At 43.7% G+C, this 21,614-nt stretch carries 18 protein-coding genes and 1 tRNA gene; 12 read left to right on the top strand and 7 right to left on the bottom strand.

All coding sequences use genetic code 11. From position 1 onward, the window contains the following. The first annotated feature begins 112 nt into the window (after positions 1-112). From kdsA to I6E86_RS05850, 8 genes are all read left to right on the top strand, one after another. Positions 113-988, top strand: coding sequence for a 3-deoxy-8-phosphooctulonate synthase (gene kdsA / locus I6E86_RS05885; protein WP_197176100.1), 876 nt, complete (start codon positions 113-115; stop codon positions 986-988). Between the two features lie 27 nt (positions 989-1,015). After that, positions 1,016-1,270, top strand: coding sequence for a hypothetical protein (locus tag I6E86_RS05880; protein ID WP_197176098.1), 255 nt, complete (start codon positions 1,016-1,018; stop codon positions 1,268-1,270). Between the two features lie 73 nt (positions 1,271-1,343). Further along, complete coding sequence (locus tag I6E86_RS05875; protein ID WP_197176097.1) at positions 1,344-1,568, top strand: heavy-metal-associated domain-containing protein; 225 nt, start codon at positions 1,344-1,346, stop codon at positions 1,566-1,568. A gap of 103 nt (positions 1,569-1,671) precedes the next feature. Continuing rightward, on the top strand, positions 1,672-4,032 hold the full coding sequence (locus tag I6E86_RS05870) for a heavy metal translocating P-type ATPase (protein ID WP_197176095.1): 2,361 nt from the start codon (positions 1,672-1,674) through the stop codon (positions 4,030-4,032). Between the two features lie 336 nt (positions 4,033-4,368). Continuing rightward, positions 4,369-5,685: a phosphopyruvate hydratase gene (gene eno, locus I6E86_RS05865; RefSeq protein WP_194364876.1), complete on the top strand. Its 1,317-nt coding sequence runs from the start codon at positions 4,369-4,371 to the stop codon at positions 5,683-5,685. Positions 5,686-5,841: 156 nt separating this feature from the next. Next, positions 5,842-6,150: an FtsB family cell division protein gene (locus I6E86_RS05860; RefSeq protein WP_197176093.1), complete on the top strand. Its 309-nt coding sequence runs from the start codon at positions 5,842-5,844 to the stop codon at positions 6,148-6,150. 121 nt (positions 6,151-6,271) lie between these two features. Next, positions 6,272-6,994, top strand: coding sequence for a 2-C-methyl-D-erythritol 4-phosphate cytidylyltransferase (gene ispD / locus I6E86_RS05855; protein WP_197176085.1), 723 nt, complete (start codon positions 6,272-6,274; stop codon positions 6,992-6,994). Between the two features lie 507 nt (positions 6,995-7,501). After that, positions 7,502-8,068 (top strand): BLUF domain-containing protein, encoded by a 567-nt coding sequence (locus tag I6E86_RS05850; RefSeq protein ID WP_197176084.1) that lies wholly within the window; start codon positions 7,502-7,504, stop codon positions 8,066-8,068. Positions 8,069-8,329: 261 nt separating this feature from the next. Here the strand turns inward: I6E86_RS05850 and I6E86_RS05845 are convergent. From I6E86_RS05845 to pyrC, 4 genes are all read right to left on the bottom strand, one after another. Then, a tRNA-Glu gene (locus I6E86_RS05845) sits at positions 8,330-8,405 on the bottom strand. 51 nt (positions 8,406-8,456) lie between these two features. Then, positions 8,457-8,654 carry a hypothetical protein gene (locus I6E86_RS05840; RefSeq protein WP_197176083.1) on the bottom strand — a complete coding sequence of 66 codons (198 nt, stop codon included), beginning with the start codon at positions 8,652-8,654 and terminating at the stop codon, positions 8,457-8,459. Between the two features lie 283 nt (positions 8,655-8,937). Then, positions 8,938-9,600 carry a ribonuclease T gene (gene rnt / locus I6E86_RS05835; protein WP_197176584.1) on the bottom strand — a complete coding sequence of 221 codons (663 nt, stop codon included), beginning with the start codon at positions 9,598-9,600 and terminating at the stop codon, positions 8,938-8,940. Between the two features lie 255 nt (positions 9,601-9,855). Continuing rightward, the gene (pyrC, locus tag I6E86_RS05830) at positions 9,856-10,926 is read right to left on the bottom strand and encodes a dihydroorotase (RefSeq protein WP_197176082.1); all 1,071 of its coding nucleotides are present in this window, start codon (positions 10,924-10,926) and stop codon (positions 9,856-9,858) included. A gap of 378 nt (positions 10,927-11,304) precedes the next feature. On the opposite strand from pyrC, the gene I6E86_RS05825 reads away from it, so the two are divergent. Continuing rightward, positions 11,305-12,543, top strand: coding sequence for an argininosuccinate synthase (locus tag I6E86_RS05825; protein WP_197176081.1), 1,239 nt, complete (start codon positions 11,305-11,307; stop codon positions 12,541-12,543). Positions 12,544-12,697: 154 nt separating this feature from the next. On the opposite strand, the gene I6E86_RS05820 is transcribed toward I6E86_RS05825, so the two are convergent. Further along, positions 12,698-13,951: a hypothetical protein gene (locus I6E86_RS05820; protein WP_197176080.1), complete on the bottom strand. Its 1,254-nt coding sequence runs from the start codon at positions 13,949-13,951 to the stop codon at positions 12,698-12,700. 152 nt (positions 13,952-14,103) lie between these two features. Between I6E86_RS05820 and I6E86_RS05815 the strand changes: the two genes are divergently transcribed. Next, the gene (locus I6E86_RS05815) at positions 14,104-14,619 is read left to right on the top strand and encodes a L,D-transpeptidase (RefSeq protein WP_197176079.1); all 516 of its coding nucleotides are present in this window, start codon (positions 14,104-14,106) and stop codon (positions 14,617-14,619) included. 31 nt (positions 14,620-14,650) lie between these two features. Here the strand turns inward: I6E86_RS05815 and I6E86_RS05810 are convergent, their stop codons facing one another. Both I6E86_RS05810 and I6E86_RS05805 read right to left on the bottom strand, forming a co-directional pair. Then, positions 14,651-16,222 (bottom strand): CYTH and CHAD domain-containing protein, encoded by a 1,572-nt coding sequence (locus I6E86_RS05810; protein ID WP_197176077.1) that lies wholly within the window; start codon positions 16,220-16,222, stop codon positions 14,651-14,653. 176 nt (positions 16,223-16,398) lie between these two features. Beyond that, complete coding sequence (locus I6E86_RS05805; RefSeq protein WP_197176076.1) at positions 16,399-17,988, bottom strand: isocitrate lyase; 1,590 nt, start codon at positions 17,986-17,988, stop codon at positions 16,399-16,401. Positions 17,989-18,682: 694 nt separating this feature from the next. Here I6E86_RS05805 and I6E86_RS05800 point away from each other — a divergent pair. Together I6E86_RS05800 and I6E86_RS05795 are read left to right on the top strand one after the other, a co-directional pair. Then, a complete protein-coding gene (locus I6E86_RS05800) occupies positions 18,683-19,672 on the top strand; it encodes a LysR family transcriptional regulator (RefSeq protein WP_194364886.1) in 990 nt (329 codons plus the stop codon). 464 nt (positions 19,673-20,136) lie between these two features. Beyond that, entirely contained in the window at positions 20,137-21,510 is a 1,374-nt protein-coding gene (locus I6E86_RS05795) for an NAD-dependent succinate-semialdehyde dehydrogenase (RefSeq protein ID WP_197176074.1), read from the top strand. Positions 21,511-21,614 lie beyond the last annotated feature (104 nt).

The following is a 21,614-nucleotide window of genomic DNA, read 5'->3' as shown; positions in this document are numbered from 1 at the left end:
ATATACACGTTTACTATTGATATCTAATTACGCTTGCACACTTTTTTTAATCGGTCTATCGGTTACAATATGGGACAAAGATATTCATAACAAAATAGAGGATAATGGTTTAATGGAAAATTTACTGACCGCACAATCACACATCGCGCTTAACACACCAGATAATAAAACCATCAATATCGGCAATGACCAACCCTTTGTATTATTTGGTGGCATGAATGTTTTAGAGTCAAAAGAGTTAGCTTTTGAGATTGCTGAGCAATACGTAGATATTTGCCAACGTTTGGGTATCGACTATGTGTTTAAAGCCAGTTTTGATAAAGCCAATCGTTCAAGCTTGCACTCTTATCGAGGCCCGGGGTTAGAGAAAGGCATTGATTGGTTGGGTCAAATCAAAGAAAAATTCCAAGTACCAATTATTACGGATGTACATGAGCCGCATCAGGCAGCACCAGTCGCTGAAGTGGCCGATATTATTCAATTGCCTGCGTTTTTGTCACGTCAGACGGATTTGGTGCATGCAATGGCCAAAACGGACGCGATTATTAATATTAAAAAAGCACAGTTCTTGGCCCCTCATGAGATGCGTCATATCGTCAATAAATGCTTAGAGGGCGGCAATGACAAGCTGATATTGTGTGAGCGTGGTAGTGCCTTTGGTTATAATAACTTGGTCGTTGATATGCTGGGGTTTGACACCATGAAGCAAATGGATATCCCTGTATTTTTTGATGTGACGCATAGCTTACAACAGCCAGGTGGCCGTAGTGATAGTGCTGGTGGTCGCCGTGAGCAGATCACCACGCTGGCACGTGCTGGCATGGCAACAGGGATTGCAGGATTGTTTTTAGAGGCGCATCCAAGTCCAGAAACCGCCAAGTGTGATGGGCCTTGTGCGCTGCGTATGAGCCAACTAGAGCCATTCTTGCATCAGCTTAAGCAGCTTGATGACTTGGTCAAAGGTTTTGAGGTATTAGACACTCATTGAGACTAAAATTGATTGGAGGTTTTAATAATGGCTATTCAAATCGCTCAAGTCAGTATCGAAAATATCGATGACGAGGAAGGTCTAGATAGCGTCATGACTGCTCTGAAAAACATTTCAGGCGTGACGGCGATAGATCTCGATCCTATTCATGACATCGCCACGGTGAGTTATGAGGATACAGATACTAGTATCCATGCTTTAACCGCAGCGATTAGCATGGTGGATTATGTGACTCAGCCATTTCCGATTGATTCACCGAAAAACCTGCACCATGACGATTAGATCGTAGGCTCATTTGGATGAGTAATCATTTAAATGAGCCAAACCGTTAACACATAAATATAAGGAGCCTAATATGGCCAATCAAACACAGCTTATTAAAATCGACGGTATGACTTGCGGTGGCTGCATTGCCAGCGTGTATAGCGCAACGGCCGATATCGACGGCTTAGATGATATTAGTATCGAGCTGATAGACAATCAGGCAACGGTAACCTTTGATGATAGCAAAACCGATATTGAGGCAATTGTCTCTGCTATCGAGGATGCTGGTTTTGATGCGACTGTTGTCCAATCATAAGTATGGTTTTCCACTGAAAAAGACCAGCTATCTAGGCTGGTCTTTTTCATGATTGACGTTTTCAACAGACCCTAACCAGACCCTGCCATACCGAGTTTTATTTATGAACAATGCTACCCATACCAAAAATGACGATTCTTACCTTGTTGACACAGATATTGAGTCTAATACACCGCTTACGCCGCAGCGTGCACACCTGCAACTCGCCATTGACGGTATGAGTTGTCAGGCTTGCGCCTCACGAATCGAGAAGGTACTTAATAAAAAACCTGCAGTATATGAGGTGAGCGTAAACTTTGCTGGTGAGACCGCCAATGTGGATTATGATCCAGCGCAGACGACGCCAGAGCAAGTCACGGAATGGGTAAACAAAACGGGGTTTGTCGCTAATCTACAGGCAGCGGATCGCTTATTCGTACAGGCAAATGAAGACACGGCTACCCAATACCCATGGCGCTTGATTGGCCTATGGCTATGTTTGGTACCTTTCTTGGTTGGTATGGCAGGCATGCTGACAGGTTTTGGTATGGCGTGGATGCCACCCATCTGGATTCAGTTTGTTTTAGCCACGATTGTACAGTTTGGATTAGCGCTACCCTTCTATAAAAGCGCGTGGGCCTCTATCAAAGGTGGGCTTGCCAATATGGACGTACTGGTCGTCATTGGTACCCTAACAATATGGGCCTACTCGACCTATCTGTGGCTCACGCATGGTGATGGAACGTTAAACAGTCTGTTGCAAAGCGGTCACGTGGGCGGACACGATACTAGTAACAGCCCAGCCGTGTATTTTGAAGCAGGGGTGATGGTTATTGCTTTTGTGCGTACGGGTAAGTATCTTGAAGAACGTACCAAGAAACATAGCCTAAACAGTATTGATTTATTACTGTCATTGACGCCTGATCAAGTCGAGCAGCAGCAGCTAAATGGCGATTTTCATAATGTTGCACTGTCTGATGTGCAAGTCGGTGATATTTTGCGTGCTAAGCAAGGTAGCCGAGTAGCCACTGATGGTATGGTTATCGGTGGCAGTGGTTGGTGTGTGGAGAGTCATTTGACGGGGGAGTCAGTCCCACTCAAAAAAGAGCAGGGCGATGAGCTACTGGCAGGGGCATTGGTAGAGAACGGCAGTCTACTCTACCGTGTCAGTGCCAAAGGTAGTGATACAAAGCTTGGTGATATGGTACAAGCGCTGAGTGATGCGCAAGGATCAAAAGCCAATCTGGCGCGTCTCGCTGATAGGGTTACCGCTGTATTTGTTCCGATTGTGGTTGTCATTGCTTTGGTTACTTTTGGTTTGACATGGTGGCTAACTGGCATGGTTGATATCGCCTTAATGCATGCGGTATCGGTATTGGTCATTGCCTGTCCTTGCGCCCTTGGACTGGCAACGCCAGCAGCTATTATGGCTGGCATGGGTGTCGCCGCACGTCATGGCGTTTGGTTTAAGGATGCCCAAAGTTTAGAGGCCGCAGGAAACATTGATACGGTGGTACTCGACAAAACCGGAACATTAACCCTTGGTAAGCCGACCATCGTCGATCATGTCATGGTGGATAAATCACTTGCCGTAGATGATGTATTACAGATTGCGGCCAGTGTCGAGGCGCACGCCAGTCATCCACTAGCCACTGCTTTGGTCAACACTGCCCAAGATCGCCAGTTGTCTCTATTTGACGTGAGCGATATCAGTGTTATCAAGGGTGCAGGTATACAAGCAAAAATAGAAGGGCTTGGACTGATTAAAGTGGGTACGGCAGAATTTGCAAACCTAGTATTACCAAAATTTATGCCAAAAGCATGGCAAATTGCCAGTACCGTTGCGATTAGTATCAACGATGAACCACTAGGGGCTTTTGCTTTAGCGGACGATCTAAAGCCTGACACCCCTCAGGCTATTACCGCGCTACAAGATGCTGGAATTAATGTGATCTTGATGAGTGGTGATAAGCAGTCAGTGGTCAACCATGTGGCAGGGCAGCTAGGGATAGACAAAGCCTATGGCAAGATGAGTCCGCGTGATAAGGCGAGTCAAATAGCCTTATTGCAAACGGCTGGTCACAAAGTAGCGATGGCAGGAGATGGCGTGAATGATGCGCCAGCGATGGCCACTGCGGATGCGAGCTTTGCCATGTTTGAAGCGACAGACGTCGCACAGCATAGTGCTTCGGCCCGTTTGATGGGCGAATCGCTTATGCACATCGATGCTGCGCAAAAAATTGCTCAAGCCACGCTACGAAATATCAAGCAAAACCTATTCTTTGCTTTTATCTACAACTGTATTGGTATTCCACTTGCTGCGTTTGGTTTTTTGAATCCTATGATTGCCGCTGCTGCTATGGCACTCAGTTCTATTTCAGTCTTGATGAATGCCCTACGATTAACACGGTTTAAGACAAAGGTTGAGCTGAAAAATACAGTCTCGACCTCGCCTATTGATAGCGAGCCTTTGGTCAAAGTATAGATATCTCGTCTGCCATGTTATTCGATAAACCTAAACGAGGCATCTTTCGTGTATATCCCTTGTTTATATCCCTAGCTATGATTGTCTTTATGACTGCAAGTCAGTGTAAGATAAGGGAAGTTTGATAAAATATATGCTATGATGCCACACACTATAGCCAGTCATTGACCAGCCTAATAAACCTTTAATCACTATGTAAGCATCGTCATATGATAGAAAGGTTTGCAGGGGTTTTAAGGTCAGGTGCTATATGATATTTTGCTCTATCTTTTTTGTATGCTAGCTGCCGTTATCCATCTCACAAACTTGGCATGACCAAAGGAATTAACAGACATTATGTACGCTGAAGAAACCAACAACGTCACCGCAATTAAAGACATTCGCGCTCGTGAAATTTTAGACTCGCGCGGCAATCCAACCATCGAAGCCGATGTTATCTTAGCTGATGGCACTATCGGACGTGCTGCTGCACCAAGTGGCGCATCAACAGGCTCACGTGAAGCGCTTGAGCTACGTGATGGCGACAAAGCTCGCTATATGGGTAAAGGCGTCAAAAAAGCCGTCTCTAATGTCAATAGTCAGATTCGTAGCGCCTTGATGGATAGAGACGTGACTGAGCAGCAAGGCATTGATGACGCGATGATTGCGCTAGATGGTACCGAAAACAAAGGAAGCCTTGGTGCTAACGCCATGCTAGCCGTGTCACTGGCTACCGCTAAAGCGGCTGCTAAATCACAGAATCTGCCATTGCATCAGTATATTGCTAACTTGCGTAATCAGACGTCGTTGACCATGCCTGTGCCGATGATGAATATCTTGAACGGCGGCGAGCATGCGGACAATACCGTTGATATCCAAGAGTTCATGATTGAGCCAGTCGGTTTCACTAGCTTCTCAGAAGCACTACGTGCGGGTACCGAGATTTTCCACAGTTTAAAATCTGTATTGAAATCACAAGGTCTAAACACAGCCGTTGGTGATGAAGGTGGTTTTGCACCAAACCTACGTAGCAACGAAGAAGCCATCACGGTTATCATGCAAGCGATTGAGCAAGTCGGCTATAAAGCTGGCGAAGACATTCATCTTGCACTCGATTGTGCGGCTAGTGAGTTTTATAAAGACGGCCAATACATTTTGGCAGGCGAAGGCAATAAGTCTTTTGATAGCCAAGGATTTTCAGACTACTTAGTGGGGCTGGCACGTCAGTATCCTATTATCTCTATCGAAGATGGTCTTGATGAGTCGGATTGGGATGGTTGGAAATATCTGACCGAGCAGATTGGTGATACTGTCCAGTTGGTTGGTGATGATCTGTTTGTGACCAACCCTGCTATCTTGCAAGAAGGCATTGATAAGCATATTGCCAATGCGATTTTGATTAAGTTCAATCAAATTGGCACCTTGTCAGAAACCTTAGATGCGATCTATATGGCGAAGAAAAATGGTTATGCAACCATCATCTCGCATCGTTCAGGTGAAACGGAAGACAGCACCATTGCAGATTTGGCAGTGGGCACAGCAGCAGGCCAGATTAAAACAGGCTCGTTATGCCGCTCAGATCGTGTTGCCAAATATAACCAGTTGCTACGTATCGAACAGCAAGTACGTGCAAGCTACCGTGGCCGCCAAGAGTTTATTGGCTTACGTGGCTAATAGGCTCGTAGGATTTTCAATGTATAAAGTACGTTGAAAATCCTCAAGTCACAATCGTAATCACAATCAAAGCCAGGCACTAGATAAACGTTTATCTAGTGCCTAACTAGCTTAGACTCTTATCTCATTTTCTATGTTGTTTGGCGTTGTCCTCTTATGAAATATTTTAGCCAATTTATACTACTTGCTTTAGCCGTTGCCGTGCTCTTAGGGTTGCAATATCAGTACTGGTTGGGTGAAAATGGACGGTTTGAGCATCATAAATTGACGACTCAAATTGAAGAGCAACAACATTTGAATGACAATCAAGTGGCCGCAAACAACTTACTACGTACAGACGTCCAAGACTTGAAAAATGGACTAGAAGCGGTAGAAGAGCATGCCCGTCTAGACTTAGGTTTGATCAAGCCAAACGAAACTTTCGTCCAAGTATCTACTGCCCCAACGACACACAGTAGTCAGTAATTTTGATGACAGGTATCACTTACGATTACCTATCTCAAAACTATCTAGCATATCTATTTTTTCTCACTTTCATCCCCATATTTAACCACACCATCATGGGTTCAACCATGAATACGACATTATGAATACAACCCCTACTTTACACGCAATGATTGTGGCAGCTGGTCGCGGCAGCCGTTTTGGTGCGTCTATTGCCAAGCAGTATACGATGCTACAAGGCCAAACGCTACTACAGCATAGCGTGGCAAGACTGGGCACTAGCGCCTATATTGATAAATGTCTACTGGTGGTGGCAGCAGATGACAACACCGTGCAAACGCTGAATTTTTCAATGCCTATCCATTGTGCCATTGGCGGAGCAGAGCGTTGGCAGTCAGTACAGGCAGGTGTTGAGGCCATTATTCAGTCAGGTGCGGATGATTCAGATCTAGTGCTGATTCACGATGCGGCGCGTCCTGTTGTACCTAGCCGTGATATCGACAATGTCATTAGAGCCGCGATGCTAGAGCCTTATGGTGCTATCCTAGCAACCCCGGTGGCTGACACGCTAAAGACAGCATACACGCAGTCTATAGAGAAGGGTAGTGTCTACTATTATGCTGAGACTACGATTGATCGTAGCACGCTATGGCAAGCACAAACCCCGCAAGTATTTCGCCTAGCTCAGCTAAAAAAAGTGCTAGAGCATGTGTCCAAGCACCAACTCACTATTACAGATGAAGCCAGTGCGTTTGAACACTTAAAGCTACCAATAAAACTGGTGACTGGCAGCCGCCAAAATATTAAGCTTACTTATCCTGATGATGCTGATTTATTAGCCGCTATCCTCACTATTCAATCCTGAGCCCTTTCCATAATTTGTAATACTCTCTCTTATACTCGATTCGTCCTATAATCGATATCGTATATACTTGTCCTGTCATACTGCTCCTAAAATATGCTTTCAAGCATTTGTGAGCAAGACATTGCAATGTATTACTGATGCAAGAGCATTACCATCCATCTATGTCTTGTCTACAAATAGCTAAATGACCATCAGTACCTATTTATGAAAGCGTAGACACGTTCATTGTCAGTAAATTGACGAATAAAAGCCTTTCATCAGTGCACAAAGCCGCTGACCAAGAATAGGTTGCTTTGATGACGAAACTAACCTATGATGTAACTAACTTAATACAATTAATATAAAAACTTATAAAATCAATAATATATCAGGCTAGCTAGTTATCTAAGGTTGCCTCGTCTTTATGTTTTTTCTGAAGTGAGTATGATTGTTTTAGCAATGTTTATCGACAATGGGAGAGACTGATTGTCAACAATCAATGGTTCAACAAATCCAGTGACAACAAGTATGTATCAGCTTGTATATATAAGCCGAATTACTTCAACTGGTCTGTCAAGCCCTAGTACCCTGAATGATATCTCAGAAGGTGCACTTGAGCGTAACCGAGCCGATGATATTACAGGTATTCTTTGTTACGGCAATGGATACTTCTTACAGTGTGTGGAAGGATCAGAACAAGCGTTAACCAATCTTAAAAATAGATTGCTGGTCGATGAGCGACACAAAGAATTGAAGATTCTAGATTTTTCAGAAATTACGGAGCGCCGTTTTGCCAGTTGGTCGTTACGTTCTATTACGCTTGAGCGCTGGATGAACAAAGATTCTGAACTCAAAAAGCTAATGCCATTTAAGCCATATGCTTGGGAAGCCAATGAATGGCAGCAGTTTTTAGACATTTTGCAAAACTATTATGAAGCGCAAAACAAAGCAGGACACACTGATACGCCACCTGTCGAATATAGCACGCTAGGCGTCACTCTAAGTAAAGTGGTGGGTCAGCATCAAGCGTTCTTTTTGATTCAAACTGTACTAGGGTTGATGATAGCAGCGACGTTATTATGGCTGATGCTGTAACCAATCAATGATTTCCACAAAAATAATATAAATACGATGATAAGCTGCTAAAAGTACAGATAGCATGTTAAAAAGTCAGCATTTATTGCTGGCCTTTTTGTGGAGTAAACAATATAAATAGCGCAAACACACGCTATCATTATGATTTCAGAACAGACATAAAAAAACCCAATCATAATATATTATGATTGGGTTTTGGGTGGTGCAATTATCAGTCTAATCTCATGCTAAGCAAGAGTGCTAATAAGTGACGCCAAATAGTGGCGTCCCCAGGGGGATTCGAACCCCCGTTACCGCCGTGAAAGGGCAGTGTCCTAGGCCTCTAGACGATGGGGACTAGTTCTAACGCTTCAGCTGCTTTCACCTTTATGCTGAAGTGGTGCGTATTCTAATAGCCTCTGCGTTTTCTGTCAAGCCTTTTTCTACGTCTTTTTAAAATTAAATATCTTTTTTTGATGGCGCGGCGAGGATGCAAGTCATTTCGCTTTAAATGATATCGAATCCACAGAGAAGTACACGCGCTAATGGTCAAAGCAAGCAGCATATAGCCGATGATGGTTCCCCATAACTTAAGTTGTGGATCCATAACAAAGTCCCTCCTATGACGTCTTGATAGTGTTGGCTACCAAGGCAGGGTGAGCAACTTAAATCATCTGTAGAATATAACTGCGTGGACCAAAAGGATACTCTACCATTAGGGTGTTTGCTCAAGTCAGCTGAATGCATAACACCTAGAGTCTGATAAAATAATGCCATTTACTAGTCATAATACCAATCATATCCTTATTGATTGTTAGATCAAGATGTCAAAGTCATCAAGTATTACAAATAGCACTATTACGTATCATTGGCAACATAGGATATGTGATTTATTTACGATCGACATCATCATCCAATGCTTCTTTATCGTCTTCAGCGTGCATGGCATTGGCCAGCATAGGATAGTGATTGAGAATATAACAGAACAGCTCAGCCGTCTTTTGGGTGTCATACAGTGCTGAGTGAGCATTTTTACCATCAAAATCCAGTCCTGCAGCTTTACAAGCGCGTGCGAGCACCGTCTGGCCAAATGCTAGCGCCGAGAGTGTCACGGTATCAAACACCGAAAAATTGTGAAAAGGATTGTGGCTCTTACTATTGGTTCGTACTACTGCGGCATTCAAAAATGCCAAGTCAAAATGGGCGTTATGCCCAATTAGGACGCATTGACGGCAGTCCTCCTCACGTCGTACTTCTTTTAACCCCTTAAAAATACGGCGCAGTGCGGTCTTTTCGTCTTCGGCAATGGCTTTTCGCATCGGATTGTTGGGGTCGATGCCGGTAAAGGCTAGCGCACTTGGTTCTAGGTTTGCGCCTTCAAAAGGTTCAACATGAGCATTGAATGCCTCACCGGGATAAAACACACCATGCTCATCAAGTAGTACAGGAATACAAGCAATCTCTAGTAGCGCATCTGTCTGTGCGTTAAACCCTGCTGTTTCGACATCAACGACGACTGGCAGAAATTTACGAAAACGCTCTTTTAAGCGCATAGGTGCTTGTTCTCCTACCGCATCGCTTTCAGTAGCAGTATTCGTTACGACGTCGTGGGCTGTTTCTGTGTGGTTCAATGCGGCTTTTTCAGGCAATGTTGCTGTGTTTTGATGGGTCATATCAAGTTCAATCGCTTTTATCAGTCGTGCTGGCATATTAAATGGCAAATAAGCATCCTATGCTGACAGCCATGCCACTTGTTAAAAAGGACAGGCTGCCATCACAGGATAATGTTGAGGGTTACTGAATGGATGCTACGCTTTAAGGGACCAAGGTAACATCTCGCCTGCCATTAGTGGCGTCAGTGATGCACCATCGAAATAAGGATAGTCAGTCGGCACTTGCATAGGAGTATTGATGAGAGTGATGGTACTTTCATTGACTGGCAAGCCATAGAACTGGGCACCAAAACGGCTGGCAAAACCCTCTAGCTTGTCTATCTTGCCCACACTATCAAAGGCTGTTGCATATAATGGCAAGGCAGTAGCAGCGCTATAACAACCGGCACAACCACACGCCGCTTCTTTTTTATCCGTCGCGTGCGGAGCAGAGTCAGTACCTAAGAAGAACTTCGGATTGCCGCTGGTCGCCACATCTAATAGTACTTTTTGATGGCTTTCACGCTTTAAGATAGGTAAGCAATAAAAGTGCGGCTTGATACCACCAACCAGCAGATGATTGCGGTTAAACATCAAATGCTGCGGCGTGATGGTGGCAGCCACGTGGTTGCCCTGAGCCAATACAAAGTCTGCAGCGTCACTGGTGGTGATGTGTTCTACAACTATTTTTAGGGTAGGGAATTTGACGATAATTTGTGCGAGTACTTCGTCTAAAAAACGTTTTTCGCGATCAAAGATATCTATGTGGTCTTGCGTCACTTCACCATGTATCAGCAGTGGTAGATTATGCTTTTCTAATGCTTCAAATACATCGACACAGGCGTTGATATTGGTGACGCCATCTGCCGAGTTGGTGGTCGCGCCAGCAGGATATAGCTTGACGGCTTGCACAAGACCTGACAGTGCCGCCATTTCGATATCTTTGGCAGTGGTCTGATCGGTCAAGTATAAAGTCATACGTGGATCAAAGGCTGACTTGCGCTCAAGGCTCAAATCGCTGTCTGATAAATGCGCCATAATACGGGTGCGATAGGCAAGAGCGTCATCAACGTTCTTGACTGGTGGAACAAGGTTTGGCATGCAAATAACACGGTTAAAGCTGCTTGCTGCATGCGGTACGGTCGTACTCAAAGCTTGATCATCGCGCAGGTGAATGTGCCAATCATCTGGCTGAAGGATAATCAATTCTCTAATCGAATCAGTCATAGTGTCAAAGCGCTCTATATCGTCAAATAAAGGAAACAAAAGGGGATGGTGTTATGTGACCATCATAACAGATTTGCCCATCTGACTAAATATGTCGCTAAATATCTGTACATAATTGATGGGACACGATATCTCTCATCATGTTCATAGGCATCACTGCTTACATTGTTATCAATACTGATATTATAGGGTTATAAGTTGCAGGCTAAATGACAGTGACACAAAATAATTTCGTTCAGAATTTATAGCAAAACCTCAAGCCTTATGGCAGTTAGACTTTTGCCTATAGTAAATATGATGTACACTGAGCAAGTAACTGGCTTTCGATTTGATTTTAGCGCTTTTTTTTATACTACATTCTCATAATAGGAGTTATTCATGGCTCAACTTGATCCAAAAAACATCAATAAAATCGTATTGGCATATTCAGGTGGTCTTGATACCTCAATCATCGCTAAATGGCTCAAAGAGACTTATGATGCTGAAGTGATTACCTTTACTGCTGACATCGGTCAAGGCGAAGAAGTTGAGCCAGCACGAGCCAAAGCGCAGGCCATGGGTATCAAGCATATCCATATCGAAGATTTGCGCGAAGAGTTCGCTCGTGATTATGTCTTCCCTATGTTCCGTGCCAATGCTATCTATGAAGGTGAGTACTTACTTGGTACTTCTATCGCCCGCCCATTGATTGCCAAGCGTTTGGTTGAGATTGCAAAAGAACACAACGCCGATGCCATCAGTCATGGTGCGACTGGTAAAGGCAATGACCAAGTTCGTTTTGAGCTGGGTGCGGTTGCTTTGTCACCAGACGTAGTGACCATTGCGCCTTGGCGTGAGTGGGATCTATCAAGCCGTGAAAGCTTGATGAAATATGCCGAAGAGCATGACATTGCCATTGATTATGCGGGCAATAAGAAAAAATCGCCGTACTCAATGGATGCCAATCTACTGCATATCTCTTATGAAGGTGGCGTTTTAGAAGACCCGTATGCTGAAGCCGAAGACGACATGTGGCGCTGGTCAGTCAGCCCAGAACAAGCTCCTGACGAAGCACAGTACCTAGAGCTAGAATACGAAAAAGGCGACATCGTTGCTATTGATGGTGAGGTGCTTAAGCCTTTTGAGCTTATGATTAAGCTGAATGAGATTGGTGGCAAGCACGGTATCGGTCGTTTGGATATCGTTGAAAACCGTTACGTCGGTATGAAGTCACGTGGCTGCTACGAGACACCAGCGGGTACGATTATGCTAAAAGCGCATCGCGGTATTGAGTCGTTAACGCTTGACCGTGAAGCGGCACATCTAAAAGATGAGCTGATGCCACGCTACGCAAAAATCATTTATAACGGTTATTGGTTCAGCCCTGAGCGTATGATGCTACAGGCTTTAATTGACAAGTCACAAGAATATGTCAACGGTACGGTACGTTTAAAACTGTACAAAGGCAGCGTAAGCGTTGTGGGCCGTAAATCAGATGATTCATTGTTTGATGAAAAAATCGCGACTTTCGAAGATGATGCAGGCGCTTATGATCAAAAAGATGCTGAAGGCTTTATCCGTCTAAATGGTCTACGTTTGGCTATCGAAGCCAGCCGTGGGCGCGATTTGTCTAAGTAATCATTTAAGCGAATCATCGCTAAATAAAACTTAGATTGTATGCAAAAAAAAGAGGCGCTATATTCATAGCGCCTCTTTTTTTATGGCTGATAGAGAATTGTCAAAATAATTTCGCTAAAAATCACCATGTCGCGCGCGAATAGGTCTACTTTGTTTATTCTACTTTGGTATCAGTATCATCTACTCTGACGATAGCCACATCTTGTTGTTGACGATCCTCAATGGTGTCTTTATCGAAACTCTCTTGGTTTGCAATGAGGGCGTTATCAAGTTGTTGTGATTGATACTTAAAGGTAGCAAGCGCGCCCAGCACCCCAACGACCAATATGATGATGAGAATTACAGGGTTTTTCCAAAGGGGCGTGGATGCCTCATATTCAATGGGTTTTTCACTGGTTGTTGCTGGCGTATTGTCACTATTACCACCGATTAACCCCAAGCTTACGAGTGGTGGTTTGGGTGGATTGGTAGGTTCAGAGTTGATGCGTAGACGGTTACGGCTAAGATAGATATCAGAGATTTTTGCCAGCTGTAATAACCAGCGTTGATGTGGCAATGCAATAGCAGGCATCTCTGCAAAGACCAGCATGTCATTATGACGACCTTGCGGCAAGTTATCAGGTGAGCGGCCAATGGCTTTTAGATAGTTGCCCGTTGCCAATTGCATGTCTTGCGTAGGTTCATAATTCTCAGGTTTAAACCCAGTCAGCTCGTACCAGTGAGTATCAAAAATGGGCGGCGTGCTTGAGAGCTGCTCAGTATCTAGTAGCCTGCGCTCTGTGGTATCTTCTGACTCAATGTCCGAATGCTCGGATACTGGTTCGGCAGTCGTATCGTTAATGCCATCGCTGTTCTCCTTTTCTGCCTCAGTAGACAAGGCAGAATCTGTACTAAAACGTGCTGCTGATAAAAACTGTGGCTGCAGGGCAAACCACTTATTGATCTCATCGCTATCTAATTGGCTATATTCTGCCAAAATAGCCAATTCACGAAGCACAATCACGCATAAAGAGGTCAGTAATATTTGAACTTGCTGTGTCGTGGTACTCATTTGGGCGGCGATATGATCGCTCGCTTTGATAACACGGGCACTGTCATTGAATATGGCATCAGCCGCATCATGACGATGATATAGCGTCGCACTAATGGTCGCAAAGTTCATGGAATTGTACTGTCGTAGCTCCTTGACAGCACTACGGCCAAACAGCTTTTTGCTAATGGCTTGCCCCTGATGGCGCTGCTGGTAGGCAAGCAGTGCGCTCACAATCGCCTGTAGACTGGCATCCATTGCTAAGCGTGCTTGCGGTAATGATAATTGCGCGGCATCAGCCAAAAGAGACAGCATAGGCTGAGTATCATGATATAGAAAGTCATACATCGACACACGTGTCGGTGAAATAGTCGTCATAATCTGCTAGCATCAAAAAGTGTGCCCCTATATTACGGTGCCAAATGCCTTGATACAATCCCTTAATAATAGAAATTTCCAATCATTTTATGGATGACTTTGATAGTGACCTTATAAATACTTGAATAAATACCTGATAACTGGACACCTATATGACAAATAAGAAGACTCATGATACAGAGCTGGTGATTAATATCGCTGAGCAAACACTAACAATCTATCAACAACAGACCGAGGTTGGTCGATATACGGTATCTACGGCCAAAAACGGGATAGGGAGCTTACAAGACAGTGGCTGTACGCCGCTAGGCATGCATACCATCGCAGAAAAAATAGGCGGCAGTGAGCCGATGAATGCAGTGTTCATCGGTCGTGTGCCTACAGGTGAGATTTATGATGCAGATCTTGGCGCGTTACATCCTAAGCGTGATTGGATATTGAGCCGTATCCTTTGGCTGAGTGGCCTTGAAGATGGCTCAAATAAAGGATGTAATGAGCAAGGCGGCTGTGATACGTATCAGCGTTATATCTATATTCATGGTACGCCAGACACAGAACCGATGGGTATGCCGCTCTCACATGGCTGTATACGTATGCGCAACGAAGATATCGTGGCGCTATACGAGCAAGTAAAAGCAGGCATGCCAGTGACTATCGTGGCTGAATAAACAAACCATTAAAAGCAGCTGTTAATAAACATCACCAAAATATTGAGCTGTCTCTGAATTTGGCCAAGTGTTTTGCAGTCGGATCGTAGTCATGCTCCAGTGTGGCTGTGAACCAACCAGCACCATATAGCGCATGAGCATCTGTCGCTGACTTTAACTCATAGCATTGCTGATATCTACTGTCAGCACTGTGTTGCTCCAGTGCTATTTGTGCTTTTTTCAGGCGTTTTAGCCAGCGTGTGGTCTTCTTCTTAGTTTTTTTCTTACGTAATAAGGATGCTGAGAACTCACTGATATAAAGTAAATCTGTTAGATGATTACTTAACCTATATTCGGCTTGGTTGTCATCATCGGTTATATCGTCACTATCAAGCTCAGCGTCACTGCTTTCATCAGGTTCATTATCACTCTCAAAACACTTTTCGTACTCTTTAGAGAGGATTTTCTCTAGCTTATCGTGGGCTAGATGATCGGCTTTAGGTTCGATACTAGGATCGCTCATGGCAAAGGCAATCAGCTCTAGCAGAGTAAGCTGAAAGTCGTTGGCTCGTACGGCATCGATGGGAGTGACTTTGATAGCATCAATATCTGTGGCCCAGTCAACAGTAGGAGCGCCATAGGTTTGCAGCAGTGGCTCAACGTGTGAGACCACATGAGCAAGCTGACGATAGTCATCAAGCAACACAGCTGTCTGTTGCAGTATCGGTAGCCAGTCCGGATTAATCTCATCAGAAAAATCTGCGAATGCTTTTAAAGCCGCCAGCAAGCGCTTAATACCAGTATGCAACTGCAACACATGCTCGACCTCTGTGCTTCCAGCAACGATAGCGCTGCTATTCGGTAGTATCTGTAGTAGGCAGTTATGTACCGCTGCTCGTACAAAGGCTGGCATGCTACTGTCTTTACTTACTTGTAGTTGACTGAGGTTAGCACTGACGGCTGGACTGTGGTCTCGTCCATTGATCAGTAGGCCGCCGCGCTCGGCCTTGGTCACAGTAGATAAGCAAAGTTTATAGCGTTTGCACCATGTCTTGGCTGTCAAAAATAAAAAGTCCAAGTCTCCTGAGACCAGCTCAAACTCTATCTCTTGGATAGCTTCTCGTTGAGAATCGTCTGTACCGTGAATAATCTCTCCATAATCGTAAGCTACCTCAAGACAGTTATTGGGATCGTCATTATCATCTTCTATAAGCGACCGAGTGGTACGCTGTACATCAGTCACATACAGTCGGGTCAACTGCTTGGCCAGTTTTTTGAGCTTAAAATCAGCTAGGGCAGTGGCTATAGAAGTATCTTTATAAATAGTAAGATCAGGCATCAGCTCGTTATTATCGAGCATGTCCTGTACTTGCTCATTATCTAATACCGCATTATGCTCTAAGCGCGCAGCCAAACCATCGCCACCCGCTTTTATCGTCTGCACCCACGTCTCGCCTTCTTTGCGAATCCGCAGACCGATACCGGCCTGTGCCAGCTGCTGGTCAGGCGTATCGTAATAGTGTGCAGCCAGTTGGGTCACTTGTGAAGATTTGACTTTTGCTTGACGCATCAAACCCTTTAATCGCGACTCTGGTACCAAAAACTTCAGCTCTATCTCTTGCATATTAGCTCCTAATAATTCTGACTGATGGCTCTGATCAATGATTGTGATTAACCATTATTAGTCTACCATTCTCTGATTATTTAAACTGCAATAAAAAAGCCGCCCTACATGATGTAGGGCGGCTTTTGGTAATAATGATGTCGTTATTTATAACGAATCAATCATTTAATAGGAGTCTATTTGAACTGATCCATGGTGTTTTTACCACCACCAGCTTTCAGAGCGTTGTCACCAGAGAAAATCTCTTTGTGATCATCGCCAAGGTCAGAACCAGCCATTGCTTGGTGCTTAACACAAGCGATGCCTTCGCGGATTTCTTTACGTTGTACACCAGCTGCATAAGCAAGCATGCCTTCTTCACCGAAGTAGCCTTTAGCAAGCTCATGTACGCTAAGCGCCGTCGTGTGATAAGTAGGTAGCGTGATTAGATGATGGAATACACCTGCTTCACGTGAGGCATCTTTTTGGAAGTTTTTAGCCGCTTCATCAGCTGCTTTGTCCAAATCAGTACCATCATAATCAGCACTCATCAAATCATCTTTATTGTATGCAGAGATATCTTTGCCTTCAGTTTCCCACTGTGCGATAACTTGCTTACGGAAGTTAAGCGTCCAGTTGAATGATGGGCTGTTGTTGTATACAAGCTTCGCTTTTGGCTGCTGCTCTTTAATACGGTCAACCATCATTTTGATGTGTTCAACGTTTGGCGTTGGTGTTTCAATCCATAGTAGATCTGCACCGTTTTCTAGAGCCGTTACACAGTCGAGTACAACGCGGTCGATGTTGGTCTCTTCACGGAATTGATATAGACCGTTTTGCAAGCGAACAGGGCGTACTAGTTTGCCGTTGTGCTTAAGTAAGCTGTCGTTTTCGTTGGCATTTTCTAAAGTAACTTCTTCCATTTCGATGAAGTCGATGTATTTAGAAGCTAAATCGCCTGGCTCATTTGATACTGGGATTTTCTGAGTTAATGATGCGCCTTCAGAGTCAGTACGAGCAACGATGATGCCGTCTTCAACACCAAGCTCTAGGAATGCATAACGGATGGCGTTTAGCTTAGAGATGAAGTCTTCATGCGGTACAGTGACTTTACCTGCTTGGTGACCACATTGCTTAGCATCAGATACTTGGTTTTCAACCTGAATAGCACAAGCACCGGCTTCAATCATTTGCTTAGTCAATAGGTAAGTGGCTTCTTCGTTACCGAAACCTGCATCGATATCAGCAATGATTGGCACAACATGCGAATCAAAGTTTTCGATTTTAGCTTGGATTTCAGTCGTGTCTTGACCCGCTTCTTCAGCAGCGTTTAGCTCACGGAAGTAGTCGTTCAATACTTTAGCATCTGCTTGACGCAAGAACGTGTAGATTTCTTCGATTAGCTTAGGTACTGATGTTTTCTCATGCATTGATTGGTCAGGTAGAGGACCAAACTCAGAGCGCAATGCTGCAACCATCCAACCTGATAGATAGATGTACGTTTTAGCGGTAGTGCCAAAATATTTTTTCTTAGCATACATGGTTTGCTGTGCAACAAAACCATGCCAAGCACCTAGAGACTGTGTGTACTGAGACGTATCGTTATCATAGTCTTCCATATCTTGACGCATGATTTTTGCTGTATATTTTGCAATATCTAAACCAGTTTTGAAACGGTTTTGAGACATCATACGTGCCGCGTCGACTTCACTGATATTCTGCCAGTTGCCGTGTTTTTGCTTTAATTCACGTACTAGATCGATCGCTGATTTATATGCAGTTGACATCTATAGTCTCCTTGGTGGGGTGTAAAAATAAATTGAATGTTGAGATAATAATTTTATTTTGCTAAAGCATTTTATTAGACTAAAAATCGTCTGTTCATATTTGATATTGGCACTGTCGGTATCTTATATAGCGTAAATATGAGAGTACATAACCAATCTATGTCTTCTTTACCCTAAACAAACTTTGTGACGAATACAACAATATTACTGAACTTGGGAGTTGATAAATAACTGTTAAATTATCTCACTTATGTGTCTTTAAAGCGCTTTAGCATTTAGTAAATAGTGGTGTCATAATTGACCGTAAGAGATGTTACAATGACGATGCCAGCTAGCAGTATTTCATTGCTGATAATACATCCTAGTCTGCGACCAAATCCTACTGTTAAGCTGAATATGATCCGCTTATAAAACTCATATTTATCGTCTGCGTTACAATCTCTTTATGGGATTTACTATAACTGCCTTACCAAGATTTATCTAATTTATGATAGTTATCTTTGGTATTTCCATAGGTTATAAACTATATATAACAGTACCTTACATCGACTAAGATGAGTTATACTTAGTATATGTTCGAATAAGTTAGACAGAAATTAGTGAAAATAGGCTGTTATTGGTCGTCACTCGTCATAACAACACAGAAAATACCAAGCTTGTCGAGGTATTTACTTAAAGTCCAAGAGAATTACATATGAATTTGCAGCGGGTTGATTTAAATCTATTAGTCCATTTAGATGTGTTGTTACGGGAAAAAAACGTCACTCGTGCAGCTGAGCAGCTTGGTATCACCCAACCTGCTATGAGCAATATTTTGCGCCGTCTGCGCAAGTTGTTTAATGACCCTCTGTTGGTTCGCTCGTCTGAAGGCATGACGCCGACAGAGCGTGCGCTTGAGTTGCAGCCGCGTATTCGTGAGATATTGGCTGATTTGACGCAAGTGCTAGAGCCGCGCACTGAATTTAGACCTTATAGCACCTCGCGTGTATTTCGTATCATGACCTCAGACTATGCAGAAGCGACCCTAGTGCCTAAACTAGTGAAAGCATTGCGTTCTGAGGCACCCAATGTTATTTTGGATTTTTTGACGCCATCAGACGTCTCCTACCGTGATATGGAGCAGGGGCGCGTTGATCTGGCAATTAACCGCTTTAATGAGATACCACAGAGCTTTCATCAGGTGCTGGTATGGCGTGATACCTTTACGTGTTTGCTATCCTCTGACAGCCCTTACGCCAATCGGTTTAATTTAAAAAACTATCTGAAAGCGCAGCATGTTTGGGTATCAAAAACTGGTATGGGCGTGGGCTTTGGGGTCAATCCAGAAAAGTCAGGTGGGCTAGGATCTATCGATCAGGCATTGCAGCGCTTAGGACAAAAACGTCAAATCAGTGTCTTTACTCGTCATTATCAGATGCCAGCCATGCTTGCTGCCAACAAGGATTTGGTAGCAACGCTGCCAACCCGTGTGGCAAGAATGCAGGCCAATAACGACAGTATTAGGATGGAAGAGCCCCCATTCTTTATTCCTGAATTTGAGCTGACAATGGCGTGGTCCCCGTTATTGCAACATCATCCAGCCCATCGTTGGTTGCGCCAACTGATCATGCATGTGGCTCGTCAAATCGTTGACGAAGAAGAGAACCCACCGCAAGAGATACCTGTGATTAATCATTTGTTTTGATCTGATAAAAATGTCATAAAGCCCCTATGATTATTTATGGGCTACTGTATCCATGATGTACTATATTAGCCACTTCTAGTCATTCTTAACTAGAAAAGCCAACCTAAGCGTTGGTTTTTTTTGGTTTATTAAAACGTCCTATAGGTGGTGAACTTTGGCAAATGGTTAGCAGTTTTCATCCTAACTAACATTTAATTATCAGACTAAGGGCATGATCTAATATTTAGACATACTTAATCAAACAGTCACACTCTTAACATCTTCAACACACTTCACAATATATTGTAAAACTCTGAGTAAAATATCTTGTTATGATAATCGCAGTTAAACAATGGCCCATCGAAATATTGAACCGTACAAAAGGTTATTCGATGGAAGCTTATAATTTAATAAAAGCATTATGATATTAACGATACAAACAACAATATTAAATATATATAAAATCAAATAACAAGGACAATAACATGTCAGATATCACTACTATCAACCCAACCACGGGTGAAGAGATTAAACATTACGATTACATGAGCGTAGAAGAAGTTAATAAGATCGTTGATGCCTCACATGAGGCCTTTTTGGCATGGCGCACTGTGAGCCACGAAGAGCGTGGCCGAGCCATTAAATCTATCGGTGATAAACTGATTGAGCATAAGGAAGAGCTGGCTAAGCTGATGACTGAAGAGCGTGGTAAGTTATATAGCCAAAGCCTGCAAGAGATTGATCTGTGTAAAGCAATCTGTGACTATACGGCCGAAAACGGTATCGAAGCACTGGCTGACGATGTACGTGATATCGAAGGCATGAGAAAAGGATTGGTTAGCTATCAGCCTATCGGCATTATCTATGGTATGCAGCCTTGGAACTTCCCAGCGTATCAGGTATTCCGCTACACCATCGCCAACTTGATGGCAGGTAACAGTGTTTTGCTAAAACACGCATCTAACGTGACAGGCTCTGGTCTATTGATTGAAAAAATATTGCATGAGTCTGAACTACCAAATGATCTTTTCCGTACCATTATCATCGGTCACGACCAGTCAGAAGATTTAATCAACAACGATAAAGTACGCGGTGTAACGCTCACAGGTAGCGATAAAGCAGGTGTCATCGTCGGTCAACAAGCGGCAAAAGCCATCAAAAAAGCAGTATTAGAGCTTGGCTCAAATGATGCTTTTATCGTATTAGAAGATGCTGACTTAGACATAGCAGTAGAGACTTGTGCACAAGCACGCCTAATCAACAATGGTGAAACTTGTGTTGCCGCAAAACGCTTCATTGTAGTCGATAGTGTATATGATGAATTCCGCAAGCGTATCGTTGAGAAGTTTGCAGGTACGAAATCTGGTGATCCTATGGATGACAGCTCAGATATCGGTCCATTGGCTCGCAAAGATCTACAAGAACAGTTACACGAGCAAGTAGAGCAAAGCGTGGCCAAAGGCGCAACAATCGCGGTCGGTGGTAAAATTCCTGATAGTAAAGGCAGCTTTTATCCAGCTACTATTTTAGAGAACGTTGAGAAAGGTCAACCTGCCTATGATGATGAGTTATTTGGTCCTGTGGCTTCGCTCATTCGTGCAAAAGACCAAGACGATGCTTTACATATCGCTAACGACAGTCGCTATGGTTTAGGCGGTGCAATCTTCTCAAAAGATACAGACAAAGCGGTACGTCTAGCACGTGAAGAGTTTGATACTGGTATGGTCTATATCAATGGTTATGGTCTAGCCAATCCTGCATTGCCATTTGGCGGCGTCAAAAACTCAGGTTATGGCCGTGAGCATGGCGGTTTTGGTATCAAAGAGTTTGTAAACATCAAGGCCGTGCATGTCTTTTAATGGCGGTTGATATTGCTGTTAGATATTAATATGGTCGTCATTAGATGACCATTGAAAAAAAAACCCAGTCACTCGTTATGAGTTGACTGGGCTTTTTATTGCAT

The organism is Psychrobacter sp. SWN149, assembly GCF_015864565.1.
Lineage (GTDB): Bacteria > Pseudomonadota > Gammaproteobacteria > Pseudomonadales > Moraxellaceae > Psychrobacter.
The sequence above is the reverse complement of the archived record's forward strand: the minus strand, read 5'-3'. Positions and strand labels throughout refer to the sequence as shown.

Excerpts from the sequence above, each read along its gene's own strand:
- kdsA (WP_197176100.1), top strand. The coding sequence starts at position 113 with ATGGAAAATTTACTGACCGCACAATCACACATCGCGCTTAACACACCA.
- I6E86_RS05880 (WP_197176098.1), top strand. The coding sequence starts at position 1,016 with ATGGCTATTCAAATCGCTCAAGTCAGTATCGAAAATATCGATGACGAG.
- I6E86_RS05875 (WP_197176097.1), top strand. The coding sequence starts at position 1,344 with ATGGCCAATCAAACACAGCTTATTAAAATCGACGGTATGACTTGCGGT.
- I6E86_RS05870 (WP_197176095.1), top strand. The coding sequence starts at position 1,672 with ATGAACAATGCTACCCATACCAAAAATGACGATTCTTACCTTGTTGAC.
- eno (WP_194364876.1), top strand. The coding sequence starts at position 4,369 with ATGTACGCTGAAGAAACCAACAACGTCACCGCAATTAAAGACATTCGC.
- I6E86_RS05860 (WP_197176093.1), top strand. The coding sequence starts at position 5,842 with ATGAAATATTTTAGCCAATTTATACTACTTGCTTTAGCCGTTGCCGTG.
- ispD (WP_197176085.1), top strand. The coding sequence starts at position 6,272 with ATGAATACAACCCCTACTTTACACGCAATGATTGTGGCAGCTGGTCGC.
- I6E86_RS05850 (WP_197176084.1), top strand. The coding sequence starts at position 7,502 with ATGTATCAGCTTGTATATATAAGCCGAATTACTTCAACTGGTCTGTCA.
- I6E86_RS05840 (WP_197176083.1), bottom strand. The coding sequence starts at position 8,654 with ATGGATCCACAACTTAAGTTATGGGGAACCATCATCGGCTATATGCTG.
- rnt (WP_197176584.1), bottom strand. The coding sequence starts at position 9,600 with ATGCGCTTAAAAGAGCGTTTTCGTAAATTTCTGCCAGTCGTCGTTGAT.
- pyrC (WP_197176082.1), bottom strand. The coding sequence starts at position 10,926 with ATGACTGATTCGATTAGAGAATTGATTATCCTTCAGCCAGATGATTGG.
- I6E86_RS05825 (WP_197176081.1), top strand. The coding sequence starts at position 11,305 with ATGGCTCAACTTGATCCAAAAAACATCAATAAAATCGTATTGGCATAT.
- I6E86_RS05820 (WP_197176080.1), bottom strand. The coding sequence starts at position 13,951 with ATGACGACTATTTCACCGACACGTGTGTCGATGTATGACTTTCTATAT.
- I6E86_RS05815 (WP_197176079.1), top strand. The coding sequence starts at position 14,104 with ATGACAAATAAGAAGACTCATGATACAGAGCTGGTGATTAATATCGCT.
- I6E86_RS05810 (WP_197176077.1), bottom strand. The coding sequence starts at position 16,222 with ATGCAAGAGATAGAGCTGAAGTTTTTGGTACCAGAGTCGCGATTAAAG.
- I6E86_RS05805 (WP_197176076.1), bottom strand. The coding sequence starts at position 17,988 with ATGTCAACTGCATATAAATCAGCGATCGATCTAGTACGTGAATTAAAG.
- I6E86_RS05800 (WP_194364886.1), top strand. The coding sequence starts at position 18,683 with ATGAATTTGCAGCGGGTTGATTTAAATCTATTAGTCCATTTAGATGTG.
- I6E86_RS05795 (WP_197176074.1), top strand. The coding sequence starts at position 20,137 with ATGTCAGATATCACTACTATCAACCCAACCACGGGTGAAGAGATTAAA.